This window comes from Falsigemmobacter faecalis (assembly GCF_003863335.1).
Taxonomy (GTDB): domain Bacteria; phylum Pseudomonadota; class Alphaproteobacteria; order Rhodobacterales; family Rhodobacteraceae; genus Wagnerdoeblera; species Wagnerdoeblera faecalis.
Map to the genome: position 1 here is coordinate 58,436 of NZ_RRAZ01000017.1, position 16,445 is coordinate 74,880.

General features: G+C 63.0%; 13 protein-coding genes. 6 read left to right on the plus strand and 7 right to left on the minus strand.

The genetic code is table 11. The features are described 5' to 3' along the window. Positions 1-121: 121 nt before the first annotated feature. The 3 genes from EG244_RS12715 (at position 122) to EG244_RS12725 (ending at position 5,129) form a co-directional block, all read left to right on the plus strand. Positions 122-1,186, plus strand: coding sequence for an AI-2E family transporter (locus EG244_RS12715; RefSeq protein WP_124965369.1), 1,065 nt, complete (start codon positions 122-124; stop codon positions 1,184-1,186). Positions 1,187-1,281: 95 nt separating this feature from the next. Continuing rightward, positions 1,282-3,456: an RNA degradosome polyphosphate kinase gene (locus EG244_RS12720; RefSeq protein WP_124965370.1), complete on the plus strand. Its 2,175-nt coding sequence runs from the start codon at positions 1,282-1,284 to the stop codon at positions 3,454-3,456. Between the two features lie 152 nt (positions 3,457-3,608). Beyond that, complete coding sequence (locus EG244_RS12725; RefSeq protein WP_124965371.1) at positions 3,609-5,129, plus strand: Ppx/GppA family phosphatase; 1,521 nt, start codon at positions 3,609-3,611, stop codon at positions 5,127-5,129. A gap of 66 nt (positions 5,130-5,195) precedes the next feature. On the opposite strand, the gene EG244_RS12730 is transcribed toward EG244_RS12725, so the two are convergent. Further along, positions 5,196-6,500 carry a D-amino acid dehydrogenase gene (locus EG244_RS12730; protein WP_124965372.1) on the minus strand — a complete coding sequence of 435 codons (1,305 nt, stop codon included), beginning with the start codon at positions 6,498-6,500 and terminating at the stop codon, positions 5,196-5,198. 189 nt (positions 6,501-6,689) lie between these two features. Then, entirely contained in the window at positions 6,690-7,280 is a 591-nt protein-coding gene (locus EG244_RS12735; RefSeq protein ID WP_124965373.1) for a transglycosylase SLT domain-containing protein, read from the minus strand. A 332-nt stretch (positions 7,281-7,612) separates the two neighbouring features. Here EG244_RS12735 and gatB point away from each other — a divergent pair, with 332 nt between their 5' ends. Then, positions 7,613-9,124, plus strand: coding sequence for an Asp-tRNA(Asn)/Glu-tRNA(Gln) amidotransferase subunit GatB (gene gatB / locus EG244_RS12740; RefSeq protein ID WP_124965374.1), 1,512 nt, complete (start codon positions 7,613-7,615; stop codon positions 9,122-9,124). Positions 9,125-9,550: 426 nt separating this feature from the next. Here the strand turns inward: gatB and EG244_RS12745 are convergent, their stop codons facing one another. The 5 genes from EG244_RS12745 to EG244_RS12765 all read right to left on the minus strand — a co-directional run bounded on the left by EG244_RS12745 (position 9,551) and on the right by EG244_RS12765 (position 14,271). Continuing rightward, positions 9,551-10,669: a hypothetical protein gene (locus EG244_RS12745; RefSeq protein ID WP_124965375.1), complete on the minus strand. Its 1,119-nt coding sequence runs from the start codon at positions 10,667-10,669 to the stop codon at positions 9,551-9,553. A gap of 133 nt (positions 10,670-10,802) precedes the next feature. Continuing rightward, positions 10,803-11,450: a L,D-transpeptidase gene (locus EG244_RS12750; protein WP_124965376.1), complete on the minus strand. Its 648-nt coding sequence runs from the start codon at positions 11,448-11,450 to the stop codon at positions 10,803-10,805. A 91-nt stretch (positions 11,451-11,541) separates the two neighbouring features. Further along, on the minus strand, positions 11,542-12,381 hold the full coding sequence (gene kynA / locus EG244_RS12755; protein WP_124965377.1) for a tryptophan 2,3-dioxygenase: 840 nt from the start codon (positions 12,379-12,381) through the stop codon (positions 11,542-11,544). 133 nt (positions 12,382-12,514) lie between these two features. Beyond that, on the minus strand, positions 12,515-13,711 hold the full coding sequence (kynU, locus tag EG244_RS12760; RefSeq protein ID WP_124965378.1) for a kynureninase: 1,197 nt from the start codon (positions 13,709-13,711) through the stop codon (positions 12,515-12,517). A gap of 68 nt (positions 13,712-13,779) precedes the next feature. After that, a complete protein-coding gene (locus EG244_RS12765) occupies positions 13,780-14,271 on the minus strand; it encodes a hypothetical protein (RefSeq protein ID WP_124965379.1) in 492 nt (163 codons plus the stop codon). A gap of 247 nt (positions 14,272-14,518) precedes the next feature. Between EG244_RS12765 and EG244_RS12770 the strand changes: the two genes are divergently transcribed. Both EG244_RS12770 and EG244_RS20425 read left to right on the plus strand, forming a co-directional pair. Beyond that, positions 14,519-15,565, plus strand: a complete 1,047-nt coding sequence (locus EG244_RS12770; RefSeq protein ID WP_124965380.1) for an ABC transporter substrate-binding protein — start codon at positions 14,519-14,521, stop codon at positions 15,563-15,565. Between the two features lie 281 nt (positions 15,566-15,846). After that, entirely contained in the window at positions 15,847-16,437 is a 591-nt protein-coding gene (locus tag EG244_RS20425; protein ID WP_158617301.1) for a hypothetical protein, read from the plus strand. The last annotated feature ends 8 nt before the right edge of the window (positions 16,438-16,445 follow it).

The window sequence follows — 16,445 nt, forward strand, 5'->3', positions numbered from 1 at the left end:
CCCTGCCCTGACAAGTGCGCCATGGGGGAGCGCAGGGCCGCCTTTTGCGCCGCGCGGCCCCATTCTTCTTGAACACCGGGCCATCCTGGGCAATCTGTCTCAAACGATAAGGACGAGTGGTATGGCGCATCCGGTTCGCGATCAGCTGAAATACTGGGCCATCGGGATGGTGCTGCTGTTTGTGGTGCTCTGGGCGCTGGGCAAGGTGATGCTGCCCTTTCTGGTGGGCGGCGCGATTGCCTATTTCCTCGACCCCGTTGCCGACCGGCTGCAAAAGCTGGGGCTGTCGCGCACCGCAGCCACGGCGATCATTTCGCTGGCGGCACTCTTTGCGACTGTGGCGCTGTTTCTCTCGGTCATTCCGACCCTCGTGCGTCAGCTCAGCGATCTGATCAACGCCGCACCTGATATTATCCGCAAACTGATGGATTATCTTTATGAGCGCTTTCCCGAGCTGACCGATAATACCTCAACCATCCGCACCTCTCTGGCCGAACTGGGTGAGGCGATCAAATCCCGCGGCATGACGGTGGTGAATACCGTCATCGGCTCTGCGGTCAGTGTGCTCGACTGGGTGCTTTTCCTGGTCATCGTGCCGGTGGTGGCCTTTTATCTGCTGCTCGACTGGGACCGCATGATGCGCCGCATTGATGAGCTGCTGCCGCGTGACTATGCGCCGACCGTGCGCCATCTGGCGGGCGAGATTGACCGGGTGCTGGCGGCCTTTGTGCGCGGGCAGCTGACGGTCTGTCTGATCCTTGGCGGCTTTTACGCAGCCTCTCTGGCGGCGGTCGGGCTGCAGTTTGGCTTCATTGTCGGCGCCATTGCCGGGGCGATCACCTTCATTCCCTATATCGGCTCCATCGTTGGCGGCGTGCTCGCCATTGGCCTTGCACTGGTGCAATACTGGGGCGACTGGTGGTCGGTGGGACTGATTGCCGCAATCTTCGCGGTCGGACAGTTCCTTGAGGGCAATATCATCACGCCGCGTCTGGTGGGCGGCTCGGTCGGGCTGCACCCGGTCTGGCTGCTGTTTGCGCTTTCGGCCTTCGGCACGCTTTTTGGTTTTGCAGGAATGCTGGTGGCGGTTCCGGTGGCGGCAGCGATCGGCGTTCTCGTGCGCTATGCCTCGGCGCGCTATGTGGAGAGCGATATTTACCGCGGCGCGACCCCGCCCGAGCCCTGAGCCCTGCAGGCGGCTTTTCGTATTTTCACAGAAAGCCGCCTTGCGCCTGCAGATTTGTCACATCACTGTCACAGAGCAGCTTCATCAGTGACATCATGACCCAGGCCGATTTCCTCTCCGCACCCTTCGCCGATCCCGTCACGCTTCCCGAAGGCGAAACTGAGGGGGCAAAACGTTTTTTCAACCGTGAACTCAGCTGGCTGGCCTTTAACTGGCGCGTGCTGGAGGAGGCCGAAAACCCCCGTGTGCCGCTGCTTGAGCGGCTGCGGTTCCTGTCGATCTCGGCCACCAATCTCGATGAGTTCTACACCGTCCGCGTGGCAGGCCTGCGCCAGCTGGTGCGCTCGGGCAACCGGATGCTCTCAGATGATGGTCATCCCCCGGCAGAACAGCTGCGCCTGATCAACGCCGATGCCCGCGATCTGATGAGCACGCAGCAAAAAACCTACCGCAGCCTCAGCACGGCCATGGAAGAGGCCGGGATCTCGATCCTGACCCGCGCGCGTCTGACGCAGGGTGACCGGGACTTTCTGCGCGAGTATTTCCTGCACCAGGTGTTTCCGGTGCTCTCGCCGCTGGCGATTGATCCGGCGCATCCCTTCCCCTTCATCCCCAATACCGGCTTTTCGCTGGGGCTGGAGCTGGAGCGCACCTCCGATCGCCGCCGCCTGCAGGCCTTGCTGCCGATCCCGAACCAGATTTCGCGCTTTGTCATCCTGCCCGCCGAAGAGGGCAGATACCGCGTTCTGCCGCTGGAGGATCTGCTGCTGCTGAACCTCTCATCGCTTTTCCCGGGCTATGATGAGATCGGCCACTGCGCGTTCCGGGTGCTGCGCGACAGCGATCTGGAGGTCGAGGATGAGGCCGAGGATCTGGTGCGCGAATTCGAGACGGCCCTGAAGCGCCGCCGCCGCGGCGAGGTGATCCGGCTGAAAATCTCGGCCGGGGCGCCCGAGGCTTTGCGCGCGCTCATCATGGAAGAGCTCGACGTCACCTCAGATGAGGTGGTTGAGGTTAAGGGCCTGATCGGCGTGGCGGATCTGAAAGAGCTGGTGATCTCTTCGCGGCCCGATCTGCTCTGGCCGCCCTTCACCCCGCGCGTGCCCGAGCGGGTTCTGGATCACGACGGCGATATTTTCGCCGCGATCCGACAAAAGGACATGCTGCTGCATCATCCCTATGAGACCTTCGACATGGTCATCCGCTTTTTGCAGCAGGCGGCGCGCGACCCCAATGTGCTGGCGATCAAACAGACGCTTTACCGCACCTCTTACGACAGCCCCGTCGTGGATGCGCTGTGCGAAGCGGCGGAGAACGGCAAATCCATCACCGCGCTGGTTGAGTTGAAAGCCCGCTTCGATGAGGCCTCCAACATCCGCCAGTCACGCCGGCTTGAGCGCTCGGGCGCGCATGTGGTTTACGGCTTCATGCATTTGAAAACCCATGCGAAAATCTCAACCGTGGTGCGGCGTGAGGGTGACAGCCTGGTCACCTATACCCATTTCGGGACCGGCAATTACCACCCGATCACCGCGAAGATTTACACCGACCTCAGCTTCTTCACCTGTGATGCGGCGCTGGGCCGGGATGCGACCAAGGTGTTTAATTATCTCTCGGGCTATGTGCAGCCCGACAACCTGGAGAACCTTGCGATCTCGCCTATCAGCCAGAAACCGCGCCTGCTGGAGCTGATCGCGGCAGAGGCCGACCATGCCCGTCAGGGGCGGCGCGGTGAGATCTGGGCGAAGATGAACTCGCTCATTGATATGGAAGTGATCGACGCGCTTTACGCCGCAAGTCAGGCGGGGGTGAAGATCAGCCTTGTGGTGCGCGGCATGTGCGGGTTGCGGCCCGGCATTGCGGGGCTGTCGGAAAACATCCGCGTGAAATCCATCGTCGGGCGCTTCCTTGAGCACAGCCGCATCGTCTGCTTTGGCGGCGGTGAGGGGCTGCCCTCGCGCAATGCGCGGGTCTTCATCTCCTCGGCCGACTGGATGCGGCGCAACCTGAACCGCCGGGTCGAGACGCTGGTCGAGATCCTGAACCCCACCGTCAAGGCACAGATCGAAAGCCAGATCATGGCCGCCAATATGGCCGATGAGGCGCAGAGCTGGATTCTCGGCCCCGATGGCCGCTACGCGCGCCAGTTGCAAAGCGAAGATCAGCGGCTTTTCAGCTGTCATCGCTTCTTTATGGAGAACCCCTCGCTTTCGGGGCGCGGCTCTGCGGGGGCGGCCGATGTGCCGCGGCTGGGCTTTTCCGGGGATTGACGCGACGGTCCACTCCGCGCATTTTCGCGCAGTGGACCAAAGCTGCCGGGACTCCCGCTTGAAATCGAATCTTAAGGGATATGCAGCGTTTCAGGTCGCGGGGGCTTTCGCCTCGCGGCCTTTTCCCCTTCACGGCAAAGCCGGATTTCCTGATGATCGATGATTTTGAGCCCTTCGGCCGCCCGCTCTTTGAGGACCCCTCTGCCCGCGCCCTGAGCCGGGTTGGCGTGGTGGATGTCGGCTCAAACTCGGTGCGGATGGTGGTCTTTGACGGCGCGGCCCGCAGCCCGGCCTATTTCTACAACGAAAAGGTCATGGCGGGTCTTGGCAAAGGTCTGGCGCAGACCGGGCGTCTGAACCCCGAAGGCCGGATCCGGGCGCTGGCAGCGCTCCGCCGCTTTGCCGCGCTGGCCGACGGAATGGGCATTGCCCCCCTGACCGTGGTCGCCACCGCCGCCGTGCGCGAAGCCGAAGACGGCCCCGAATTTCAGGCCGAGGTTGAGCGCGAGACCGGGCTCAGACTTTTCGTCATCGACGGCCAGGAAGAGGCCCGTCTGACCGCCCAGGGCGTGCTTCTGGGCTGGCCCGATGCCTCCGGGATCGTCTGCGACATCGGTGGCAACTCGATGGAACTGGCGCGGATCGGCAAGGGCAAGGTCGGGGACCGTATCTCGACGCCGCTGGGGCCCTTCCGCCTGCAACAGGTCGAGGGCGGGCCTGAACAGCGCGCGAAGGTCATTGAGCGCATTTTGCGCAAAGCCCGTGATATCGTGAAGCCTGAGGGCGAGCGGCTCTATCTGGTGGGCGGCTCCTGGCGGGTGATCGCGCGCCTTGATATGGAGCGGCGCGGCTATCCGCTGACGGTTTTGCATGAATACCGCATGGAGCCTGCGGCGGTCCTTGAGACCGTGGACTGGATCCGGCGCAATGATCCCGCGACGCTGCGCAGCCGCACCGGCACTTCCGCTGAGCGGATGGAACTGGTGCCGCTGGCGGGCGAGGTTCTCTCCGCCATGGTGCAGATGTTCAGGCTGCGCGAGATTGACGTCTCATCCTATGGCATCCGCGAGGGGCTGCTCTATGAGCAGATGCCGCAGCGCCTGCGCGAGCGCGATCCGCTGATTGAGGCCGCCCGTCAGATGGAGGCCACGCAGTCCCGGATGCCGGGTTTTGGCAAGAAGCTCTTCACCTTCCTGTTGCCGCTGTTCAAAGACGCCGATATGGAACGCTCGCGGCTGATCAAAGCGGCCTGCCTGCTGCATGACACCACCTGGCGCTCGCATCCCGATTACCGCGCCGAGGTCTGCTTTGAGAACGCCACCCGCGCCAACTTAGGCGGGCTCGACCATCCCGGGCGGGTCTTCCTGGGGCTCTCGCTGCTGCACCGCTATAAAAACAGCCGCTCTGGCTCGCGCTTTGAGGCGCTGTTCCGGCTTTTGAACGAAGATGAGCTGCGTCAGGCCGAAGTGCTGGGCAAGGCGATGCGCTTTGGCGCGATGTTCGCTTTGGGGGATCCGAATGAGGCAGCAGCGCTGCGCTGGCAGCCAAAGAAGAAGCTTCTGGAGCTGACCCTGCAGCCAAGGGGAGAGGCCCTCTTTGCCGAAGTGGCCCAGGCGCGGTTCAAATCGCTTGCCAATGCTCTGGGCGCGACCGCGACCGTCAGATCCGCCTGAGCGCCCCGTCCCGGACATGAAAAAGCCGGCCCTTCGCGGGGCCGGCTTTTCTGCTGTCTGCGGATCTCAGATCGTGGCCGGGCGCAGCGGCGCGGCGCTGCGCGTTTCCGGCGCGCTGCGGCCATAGCGCGACACCGCCAGACCCGAGGGGTCGATCTGCGGCTGCAGGCCCGACATCAGATCCGCGAGCATCCGGCCCGAGCCTGCCGCCATGGTCCAGCCCAGCGTGCCGTGGCCGGTATTGGTCCAGAGGTTGCGATAGGGGGTCTGGCCCACAATCGGGGTGCCATCGGGCGTCATCGGGCGCAGGCCGGTCCAGAAGGTCGCCTGCGACAGATCGCCCGCCCCGCCGAACATCTCGGTCAGCGATTTCTCCAGCGTCTCGCGGCGGCGCTGGTGCAGGCTCAGATCATAGCCCGCGATTTCGGCCAGACCCCCGACCCGGATCCGGCCGCCCAGACGGGTGATCGCGACCTTGAAGGTCTCATCCATCACCGTCGAGACCGGGGCCTTCGCCTCATCCACGATCGGCGCGGTGATGGAATAGCCCTTCAGCGGCTGGATCGGCAGACGGATGCCCAGATGCTGCACGATCTGCGGCGCATAAGAGCCCAGCGCCACAACATAAGAATCCGCCTCCATCAGCCCCGCCGAAGTGGTGACCCCGGTGATGCGGTCGCCGTTCGACAGGATCGAATGGATCGTCACGCCATATTTGAAGGTCACACCGGCAGCAGCGGCCTTTTCCTGCAGGACATTGGTGAACTTAAAGCAATCGCCGGTGCCGTCACCCGGCAGACGCAGACCGCCCGCAATGCGGTGGGCTGATCCGGCCAGACCCGGCTCGGCCGCGATGCAGCCCGCGCGGTCGAGCACCTCAAAGGGCACGCCGTCTTTGCGCAGCACTTCGATGTCTTTCGCGGCGGCATCGACCTGCTTTTGCGTGCGGAAAACCTGCAGGGTGCCCTGCTCGCGGTTGTCATAGCTCAGGCCGGTCTCAGCGCGCAGATCATCCATGCAGTCGCGGCTATATTCCGCCAGACGCACCATGCGGCTTTTGTTGCGCGCATAGGCTTTGGAGGTGCAGTTCGCCAGCATCTCCAGCATCCAGCGCAGGCGGTCCTTGTCAGAGGTCCAGTGCAAAACCAGCGGGGCATGGCGCTCAAACATCCATTTCACGGCTTTGAACGGCACGCCCGGCGCGGCCCAGGGCGCGGAATAGCCAGGGCTGATCTGCCCGGCATTGGCAAAGCTGGTCTCCTGGGCGGCACCTGCGGCGCGGTCGATCACCGTCACCTCATGTCCGGCCTTCGCCAGATACCAGGCTGAGGTTACACCGATGACACCGGAGCCGAGGATAAGAATACGCATGCTGATCTCCGCCGCGCGACAGGACTATTCCCGCGATTTTAGACCGGATCAAAGTGCAGTTCCTGCGTTTCTTCAGCGCTGAATCGCGCGCAGAAACAAGAAACCCCCGCCGCAGAGGATCTGCACGGGGGTTTCTTCGCAAGGTTCGATATTCAACGCAAGATCTGCCCGCAGGCGGAAAGCCGCGACTCAGGCCTGACAATAGGCCTGATTGCGGGTCCAGGAGGCAATCTCTGCGCGCTTGGAGGCATTGCGCATCGGACCCCAGTCCATCGCCAGCCCGCCCCAGTCGCCCGGGCCGCCCGCCACTTTTCCGGTCTTTGCCACCTGCCGCGAGGCGATGTTCACCGCGCAGCTGAGATTGGCTTCGGCCTCATAAAGCGCGCCCGCATCGCAGCCATAGGCCCGCGCGGTGGCCGGAGAGATCTGCAACAGCCCGCGGTAGCGCCCGCCTGCCCCGGCAGCCTGCGGGTTCCAGGTGCTTTCATGCTTGGCCAGCGCCGAGAAGATGCCGACCCAGAAGGCCTGCTTTTCCGCCTCGGAGGCACCGGGATACCCCGGGCAGAAGGTGGTGACATCGGAAAGCGGCGTGGCCACCAGGGCCTGTCCCCGCGTCGAGATCGCGGCCAGCGTTGCTTTGGTCCAGTTCCCGGCATTGGGGCGATGATCCCAACGGGCGACGGGCGGCTCTGCGGTCGCATTGGCCCCCTCATTGAGGGTGCAGGCGGCGGGCAGAAGAGCAACAAGAGCGATGATCAGCGAGCGGGTAAGGGGTCTCATGCGAGGATCCGGGCAGCACCGGATCCAGTGCCCGGCGCGCGATTGCTGCCCGCCAGGTGCCCCCAGGGCAACCCTGTGGCCGGGAACTGGTCACAAATTGGCGAAATTTCGCCGGAAGCAGCAGGCAAAAAGCGGAATGTTCCCGATCAACCCCTGCAATGTTCCCATGGGCGGGGAGTAGCCGATAGAGGTCCGGCCCGCGGATTCGCCTCTGAGCGCGGCTTTCGACGGGGCGGTTGAAAAGCCGGATTGCGGCTCTGTGACCCGGCCTCGCGGCTTGCTCAATTTCGCCTGCTGCGCTATTCGGCAGGCTGCAACACCGGAGGCAGACCATGCTCGACCTGACCTATACCGCGCCGCAGCCGAAAGTGTATGCGGGCGCCAAGCAAGACTGGGAAATTGTGATCGGGATGGAGATCCATGCCCAGGTCTCCAGCCAGGCGAAGCTTTTCTCCGGCGCCTCGACTTCTTTTGGCGCAGAGCCGAATTCCAACGTCGCCTTCGTCGATGCCGCGATGCCGGGTATGCTGCCGGTCATCAATGAATTCTGCGTCGAGCAGGCTGTGCGCACCGGTCTGGGCCTGAAGGCAGGGATCAACCTGCGCTCGGCCTTTGACCGCAAGAACTATTTCTACCCGGATCTGCCGCAGGGCTATCAGATCAGCCAGCTTTATCACCCCATCGTGGGCGAGGGCGAAGTGCTGGTGGAACTCGCGCCCGGTATCGCCCGTCTGGTGCGCATCGAGCGGATCCACCTTGAGCAGGACGCCGGCAAGTCGATCCACGACATGGATCCGGCGCTGTCTTTTGTGGACTTCAACCGCACCGGCGTGGCGCTGATGGAGATCGTCTCGCGCCCCGATATCCGTGGCCCGGAAGAGGCCGCAGCCTTTGTGACCAAGCTGCGCCAGATCCTGCGCTATCTCGGCACCTGCGACGGCAATATGCAAAACGGCAATATGCGCGCCGATGTGAACGTCTCAATCTGCCCGATCGGCAATTATGAGAAGTTCCAGGAAACCGGCGATTTCGGCTGGCTTGGCACGCGCTGCGAGATCAAGAACATGAACTCGATGCGCTTTATCCAGGCGGCCATCGACGTTGAGGCCCGCCGCCAGATCGCCATCGTCGAAGACGGCGGCAAGGTGGATCAGGAAACCCGCCTTTACGATCCGGATAAAAACGAGACCCGCTCGATGCGCTCGAAGGAAGAAGCGCATGATTACCGCTACTTCCCCTGCCCCGATCTGCTGCCGCTGGAAATCGAGCAGGCCTGGGTCGATGAAATCGCCCGCACCATGCCGGAACTGCCGGACGCCAAAAAGCAGCGCTTCATGGGCGACTATGGTCTGACCGATTACGACGCCTCGGTTCTGACGGCAGAGCTTGATGCCGGTGCCTATTTTGACGCCGTGGCCGGTGGCCGTGACGGCAAGATTGCGGCCAACTGGGTCATCAATGAGCTCTTTGGCCGTCTGAACAAAGAAGGCCTTGAGATCGCAGCAAGCCCGGTTTCGGCCGTTCAGCTGGGTGGTCTTCTGGATCTCCTCGGCAATCAGGTGATCTCGGGCAAACTCGCGAAGGATCTCTTTGAAATCCTCTGGACGGAAGGCGGCGATCCGGCGGTCATCGTCGAAGAGCGCGGGATGAAGCAGGTGACCGACACCGGCGCGATCGAGAAAGCCGTCGAAGAGATCATCGCTGCCAACCCCGCGCAGGTCGAAAAAGCGAAGCAAAACCCGAAACTTGCGGGCTGGTTCGTGGGCCAGGTGATGAAATCGACCGGCGGCAAAGCCAACCCGGCTGCGGTGAATGACATCGTGAACGCCAAACTCGGCCTCTGATCTTCCGCTCAGCTGCGATCTTTAAAGCCCCGCCCTGATCAGGCGGGGTTTTTCTTTGGTGAGATCTGCGGAAGGCCCAGGGCCGTACGCGCCTCGGGCCAAATCGCTCCATGACCTCGGGTTCATCCGTGCTCCCTCAGAGCCCTTCCCGCCTGGGGAACTGGCTGCGAGGTCCCCTGTCCGGCTGGGAGCGTGCTGCTTGCATTGGCTTTGTTGATCCGCGCGGCAGGCGCATCCTCCGGGCCTGTGCCAGCCTGGCATGGCCGTGTTGCTGCCGCGGAGCGTGAAGCCACTCTGACGAGGCCTGGCAGCAACACGGCAATGAGCGGGTGTTTTCACCCCATACCTGCTCCGGGTCAGAGCGGGTCAGGAAAACAAAAGGACCGCCCGCGATCTGCGGGCGGTCCTGCTTATGCGACCGGCAGCTCAGAGCTTCGGCGCGGCGCCGACCATACCTTTTTGCAGCTCATAGGCCTCCTGGAGGCGCTTTGCCTCTGCCGGGGACCAGGTGTTCCAGAAGTCTGCATAGGCCACGTCCCCCTTGCGCAGCTCAACCTTCATTGAGCCCGCGCGGCCGGGGACATTGAAATCCTCATTGGTGTAGATCCGGACACCGGCACCGCAGGCAATCTGCATCTGCTCGCCATCGCTGCGCATACCATGCGAGGAATAGGGCACTGCGACGGCCTGCAGATGGATGGCCTCATCACAGACCTCCGAGTAAGCCGTGGACACAAGGGCCCCCGCGCGATCATAAAAGATCACACCCTTCATGCTGCCTTCGCCGTGTTTGTCGGCCAGAGATTTATCAAGCACATTGATCGCCAGATTTGCGCTTTCGGGGATGTTCCACTCACGGCCGATGAAGGCGACTTTCTCAGGGGCCTCGATCCCTGCCATCTGCGAGGTCCAGGTGATGAAGATCGTATCTTCAGCCCGGTCCAGGCGCTCACTTCTGCCTTTCGTCCACATTTCCAGCGCGCGGGTGCTGCCGTCGCGGTAGCTCAGGGTATTGCTGTCGCCCTCATCTTTGGCGAAGCCTTCGGCTTTCAGCTTCCCCTCAATCACTGCGCGGTCTTCACCGATGGTCATGCCAAGGACATCGAAATTCTTCGGCGCGGTCACCGCATCGCTGTCGGCATAGGGGCGCAGCACGGTGAACAGCTCATAGCTGTGCCCCTTCAGAGCGCCGCCTTCGGTGAAGGTGACTTCCAGCATACCCTTGTCGGCGGGCTTTGAGGTGAAGGCGATCTCCGCCGGGCAGGTCGCCGAGCTTTGCTGCTGCACGGCAGCGGTCTCAGCAATCACGCCGTCGTCTGCGCGCCGGAACGCCACCACGCATTTGCCATATCCCATGCCGCCAAAGCCCTGCACCGCGACGGTCAGCTCACCATAGCCGCCGATCTGCGTCAGATCAAAGCCGAGCTGGCCCTGCGCATCGCTGTAGCCATTCACGGTGTGATAGCCATCGGTGCCGGCAAAGCCCGTGGCAGCCGTGCTCAGCAGCACCGCCGTGAGAGCCGTCGTTTTCAACATGTGACGCATCGCGCGCCTCCCTTCAGATTGACAGGGGGATGGGCGCAAAGCATGGGTCAAAAGTCAACAAGACGCCGTGTAGATCACTGAGAAAATTTAACTTTCAACCGGGGGCAAAGGCAAATCCGCCCCCGGTGGTATTTCAGCGCACAATGACTTTCGCGCCGGGGCTGACGCGGGCGTGCAGATCAATGACATCCTGCTGGATCATCCGGAAACAGCCCGCCGAGGCATTGCCGCCGATCGAGCGCCAGTCCGGCGTGCCATGAATGCGGAAACCCGTGTCATAGCCGTCTTTGTAAAGATAGATCGCCCGCGCCCCGAGGGGGTTACTCAGCCCGCCGGGCTGGCCGTCTTTCCAGCGCTCCAGCGAGGGGGTGCGCTTGATCATCTCCGGCGGCGGGGTCCACTTCGGCCAGCGCGCCTTGTGGTTCACGACTGTCTCGCCCTTCCAGCCGAAACCGTCTTTGCCGATGCCAATGCCATAGCGCAGCGCCGAACGCTCATCCTGGATCAGATAGAGATGGCGTGTGGTGGTATCCACGAGGATCGTCCCCGGAGCCTCCTCCGGCAGCGGGTTCGGCACCAGCGTGCGCTGATATTCGACCGGCACTTTCGCCGGATCGAGGGCCGGGATCTTAAAGCCGCCGTCTTCGCGGGCGGACCAGTCCACCGGCTGAAGTTCTTCCGCGATCGGCGGCGGCGGTTTCGGCACGAACTGACCTTTGTCCGCGTCCCAGGTGCAGGCTGCGAGTGCGAGAAGCGCAGCTGTCAGAAAAAGCTTTCTCATACCCTCTCCGGGGTTATTCCATCACGGGATAAGTGCACCCTTTTGCGCGCAGGTGGAAGGGGCGGGTTCTCCCCACCCTGCCCGCAGTTGGTTAAAGAGTGGTTCGCATACGCCAGAGTTCGGGGAAAAGTTCCACCTCCAGCATACGGCGCAGATAGCTCACGCCCTCGGTGCCGCCGGTGCCGCGCCGAAAGCCGATCACCCGCTCAACCGTGGTGACATGGTTAAAGCGCCAGCGGCGGAAGTAGTCCTCAAAATCCACCAGCTTCTCGGCCAGCTCATAAGCCTCCCACCACCTTTCGGGATTGCGGTAGACCTCACACCAGACCGCCTCAATGCGCGTGTCTTCCGCCCAGGGCGCGCGCAGATCGCGGCTCAGAATGTCCTGCGGCACCGCCAGCCCCATGCGCGACAGCGCCCGCAGCGCCTCATCATAAAGCGAAGGTTTCGCCAGTTCTGCCTCCAGAGCCGCGACCAGATCGGGGCGGTGCTCATGGGGGCCGAGCATCGCAAGATTGCGGTTACCCACGGCATATTCGATCAGCCGGTACTGCGCCGACTGAAACCCCGAGCTTTGCCCGAGGCTGGGGCGGAAGCTCTGGTAATCGCTGGGCGTCATGGTGCGCAGCACATCCCAGGCAGAGTTCAGCTGCTCAAAGATCCGCGCGATGCGGCTGAGCATCTTGAAGGCCTGGCGCAGCTGATCCGCGGCCAGCGCCTGGCGGCAGGCATTCATCTCATGCAGCGCGAGGCGCATCCACAGCTCAGAGGTCTGGTGCTGGATGATGAAAAGCATCTCATCATGGGCCTGCGACAGCGGCTTTTGTGCAGACAGGATGGTATCAAGCTGCAGATAATCGACATAGGACATGCGGTCCTGAAACGACATCTGCGCGCCCTCGCGGGCGGGATTATAGGGACACTGGCTCATAACGGGCTCCGGGGGGATGTGTGTGGGGGGACAAAGCGGGCTCAGGCCCGCGCCGTCCCCACCCAAAGCTCCGCCATCCTGCGCCAGAGGCAGGCCCAGGCCGCCGGGCGGCACAGAGGCGGAAGTCGCTTCATCAGGTCACGGCAGCTTTCGTTTTGAACTCATCGCGGTCCCAGGCTTTGGTTTCCAGGATTTCCGCCAGGATGTCCACCGCGCGGCTGACCTCCTCAAGCCCGATATAGAGCGGGGTGAAGCCGAAGCGCAGAATATCGGGCGCGCGGAAGTCGCCCACCACACCGCGCGAAATCAGCGCCTGCATGACGGCATAGCCCTCCGGGTGGCGAAAGCTGACCTGCGAGCCGCGCGCGGCATGATCCATCGGGGTCGCAAGCTCAAGGCCCGGGCATTTCGCGGTGACGCCCGCGATGAAAGCATCGGTCAGCTCCAGCGATCGCGCCCGCAGATCCCGGACCGCGACCCCTTCCCAGACGTCGAGCGCCGCATCGAGCGCTGCAAGCTGCAGGATCGCCGGGGTGCCCACACGCATCCGCTCAATCCCCGCGCCGGGGCGATAGGTCAGATCAAAGGCGAAGGGGCTGTCATGGCCGAGCCAGCCCGAGAGGGCCGGGCGCACCTGATCGGCGAGGCGGGGTGCCACATAGATGAAGGCCGGACCACCCGGGCCGGAGTTCAGATATTTATAGCTGCAGCCCACGGCAAAATCCGCGCCACCAGCGGCCACTTCGCAATCGACGGCACCGGCACTATGCGCCAGATCCCAGATCGCCAGCGCGCCCGCGGCATGGGCTTTTGCCGTCAGCGCAGCCATGTTGTGGCGACGACCGGTGCGGTAGTCGACCTCGGTGATCAGGATGGCAGCGACCGTCTCATCAATCGCAGCCTCGACCTCTTCGGGGGCGACGGTTTTCAGCACATACTCCGGGCCCAGCGTGCGCAGCAGACCATCGGCAATATAAAGATCCGACGGGAAATTGCCGGTATCCGAAAGCACCACCCGACGCCCGGGGCGCAGCTCCAGCGCCGAGGCAAGCGCCTGATAGACCTTGATCGAGAGCGTATCGCCCATGACCACGGCCCCCGCCTCAGCGCCGATCAGCCGGGCGATACGGTCGCCCACACGGCGCGGCATCTCCATCCAGCCCGCGCGGTTCCAGGCGGTAATCAGCATACCGCCCCATTCCTGCTGCACCGCCGCCGCCACCCGCGCAGGCACCCCTTTGGGCAGCGGACCCAGCGAATTGCCGTCGAGATAGATCATGCCCTCAGGCAGATCGAACAGGGCTTTGGTTGCGTTGAAATCGACCGGCATGACGCCTCTCCGTAGCAGGGGTTGGCGGCAGTGAAACAAAGGCCGGATGAAGTTTCAAGCTTAAAGCGTCACGCCATCCATTCGGCATCTTCCGGCAGCGACAGCAGATCCGGCAGCGACAGCGCCACCCCGGCCCCGAGGAGATGCTCGGTGATGCGCCCCCGGGCCTCGCCCTGCGACCAGAAGATCTGGGTCAGACAAAGCCCGAGCGGCTGCGAGACAACCCGTCCGCTTTCGGCCGCATACCAATAAAGCTGCCCCCCGGTCCCCCCGGCTCCCTGCCGGGCAGACCAGGCAACCAGCAGCGCATCGACGCTCTGCCGCTCGCGCCGCCAGGCGGCGAAATCCACCAGCGCCAGCCCTTCGGCGAGGGCCGGGTGCAGCACTTCGGGCACCTGCTCCAGACGGCGCATCCAGATCAGATCGCTGACCAGCGCGCGCGACAAAAGATCGCCGAAAGCCCCCTCGCGCGCCTGCAAAAGCCCGCGCAGGCGCGGTACCGGCAGGGCGTCCAGACAGTCCAGCAGCAGATGGTTCTGCCAGCGATTGAAGCGTGCCATCCGCAGGCACCAGCGCTGAGTGATCACTTTGTAACGCCATAGTTGCCCCGACCGGCCGACTATGCCCGATGACGGCAGCTTTGCACCAGAAATTATAGCCCTGACGCGCGTCCCCCGCAGCCTGCCCCCCCCTGCATCTTTTTCGGTCACCCGCTGCCTGCCCCCCCTCGCGCTGCGGTTCGCCCTTGAGGGGGACGGGCGGCTTCGCTAGGCTCCGCGATCTGATCTCCCGCTTTGAGGACCAATGATGATCCGCAAATCCGCCCTTCTCCTTTCCGCCGTCAGTTTCCTCGCCACGCCGGCGATTTCGGCAGATGCTGATCTTACCATTTTTGACTGGGCCGGTTTTGAGGTCGATGGCCTCTTTGCCGAATATGTCGCCAAACACGGCACCACGCCCACCTTCGCGCTTTTCGGCGATGACGATGAGGCCTTCCAGAAGGTCGCCTCGGGCTTTCGGGTCGACGGCGTTCACCCCTGCTCGCAGATGGTGTCGAAATACCGCGATGCCGGTCTGATTGAGCCCTGGGATACCTCGAAGATCCCGGCGTTCAACGACATCTATCCTGCGATGCTCGATTCTGAGGTGTTTAAGGACGAGCAGGGCATCTGGTTCCTGCCGTCTTACTGGGGTGCCACCGCCGTGGCCTATAACACCGAGACCGTTCCGGCCGAAGACGTTGCCTCGCTGCAGGTCTTTGTGAACCCGAAATATCAGGGCCGCATCTCGCTGCCCGACAGCTCGGATGACGTCTGGTCGCTGGCCTATCTCGCCACCGGCGTGACCGACTGGACCGAGGTCACCGACGCGCAGTATCAGGCCGCCGCCGACTGGCTGCGCAAGGCCCATGAGAACGTCTATCACTACTGGGCTGACCCGGCCGATCAGATCCAGCAGATGGCCGCTGGCGCGGTCAGCATCTCCTGGTCCTGGAATGACGGGGTGGCGCTTTTGCAGGCGGAGAACTACCCCGTTGGCTTCCAGCGCGAAGCAACCGAGGGCTCGGCCACCTTCACCTGCGGTTTCGTCAATATGAAAGACGGCCCCGGCTCTGAAGAGAAGCTCTATGATTTCGTGAACTCCTGGATCCGTGCCGATGCGGCCAAACCGCTCCTGGAGGAGCTGGGCTATGGCCACGCCAACCAGAAGGGCATGGAAGGCATCGACAAAGAGACCCTGGTGAAGGCCGGTCTGCAGGAAATCAGCGCTCCGACCCTCGCTCAGGTGCCCAATGATCCGAAGCTGCGCGAGCGTCAGCTGGCAGAGTTTGAAAAGATCAAAGCCGGTTTCTGAGCGGATTTGTTCCAAAGGTTTTTGAAAGCCGGCCCTGATGGGCCGGCTTTTGCCATTCCGAAGCAGGCGTGCGGCGGATCATTGCTGCAACCCTGAGTGTAACCGGTCAAAGATTTTTAAATTTACCGATATATTACAAGTAATTATGAATTACCCATATTTCCGAACAGCATTCCATACCCGCTGTTCAGCAGGTGCGACTCAAAGAACCGGCGGAACTGGAGAGCCCGCTTCCGCTTTGTCTCATCAGGAAATCACGGTTACCGTATGGAGGAAAACCGATGCTGATGAACCGGACACCGCTGATCACGGGCCTTATGGCACTCGCCCTTGCTGCACCCTCCTTGGCGCAGACCCCGGCGGCCCCGACCGCCCCTGAGACGCCTCCGGCCGCCACGACCCCGATGACGCCGCCCGCAACCCCCATGGCCCCCGCCACCCCGGGTGCCGCAGGTACACCGATGGCCCCGGGTGCCGCCGGCACCCCGATGGATTGCGACGCCGAGTTCACCCGCCGCGATACGGATGCAAACGGAATGCTCAGCGAAACTGAGGCGCCCTCTTATTATGCCCGCGCCCGCATTGATGGCAAAGAGATCGCGGCGACCGGCGTGAGCAAAGACGACTTTCTGGCCGCCTGTCACGGCGATGCCTTTGATCGCGCTGAACCCGAGGCCGGTGCCCCCTTTGAAGGTGCCAACAGCTTCACCGAAAACCAGGCCCGCGACCGTGCCATTGCCTGGGGCCTCACCGATGTCGCTGAGATGACCAAAGACGATAACGGCATCTGGCGCAGCAGCGGCAAGCTGGACGGTGCGGATGTCGATGTCGCCGTCGACTACAAAGGCAATGTCGTCACCAGCACCAAATAACCCGGCTC

What these genes read in the sequence shown, in the direction of transcription:
- EG244_RS12715 (WP_124965369.1), top strand. Translation starts at nt 122, where the DNA reads ATGGCGCATCCGGTTCGCGATCAGCTGAAATACTGGGCCATCGGGATG.
- EG244_RS12720 (WP_124965370.1), top strand. Translation starts at nt 1,282, where the DNA reads ATGACCCAGGCCGATTTCCTCTCCGCACCCTTCGCCGATCCCGTCACG.
- EG244_RS12725 (WP_124965371.1), top strand. Translation starts at nt 3,609, where the DNA reads ATGATCGATGATTTTGAGCCCTTCGGCCGCCCGCTCTTTGAGGACCCC.
- EG244_RS12730 (WP_124965372.1), bottom strand. Translation starts at nt 6,500, where the DNA reads ATGCGTATTCTTATCCTCGGCTCCGGTGTCATCGGTGTAACCTCAGCC.
- EG244_RS12735 (WP_124965373.1), bottom strand. Translation starts at nt 7,280, where the DNA reads ATGAGACCCCTTACCCGCTCGCTGATCATCGCTCTTGTTGCTCTTCTG.
- gatB (WP_124965374.1), top strand. Translation starts at nt 7,613, where the DNA reads ATGCTCGACCTGACCTATACCGCGCCGCAGCCGAAAGTGTATGCGGGC.
- EG244_RS12745 (WP_124965375.1), bottom strand. Translation starts at nt 10,669, where the DNA reads ATGCGTCACATGTTGAAAACGACGGCTCTCACGGCGGTGCTGCTGAGC.
- EG244_RS12750 (WP_124965376.1), bottom strand. Translation starts at nt 11,450, where the DNA reads ATGAGAAAGCTTTTTCTGACAGCTGCGCTTCTCGCACTCGCAGCCTGC.
- kynA (WP_124965377.1), bottom strand. Translation starts at nt 12,381, where the DNA reads ATGAGCCAGTGTCCCTATAATCCCGCCCGCGAGGGCGCGCAGATGTCG.
- kynU (WP_124965378.1), bottom strand. Translation starts at nt 13,711, where the DNA reads ATGCCGGTCGATTTCAACGCAACCAAAGCCCTGTTCGATCTGCCTGAG.
- EG244_RS12765 (WP_124965379.1), bottom strand. Translation starts at nt 14,271, where the DNA reads ATGGCACGCTTCAATCGCTGGCAGAACCATCTGCTGCTGGACTGTCTG.
- EG244_RS12770 (WP_124965380.1), top strand. Translation starts at nt 14,519, where the DNA reads ATGATCCGCAAATCCGCCCTTCTCCTTTCCGCCGTCAGTTTCCTCGCC.
- EG244_RS20425 (WP_158617301.1), top strand. Translation starts at nt 15,847, where the DNA reads ATGCTGATGAACCGGACACCGCTGATCACGGGCCTTATGGCACTCGCC.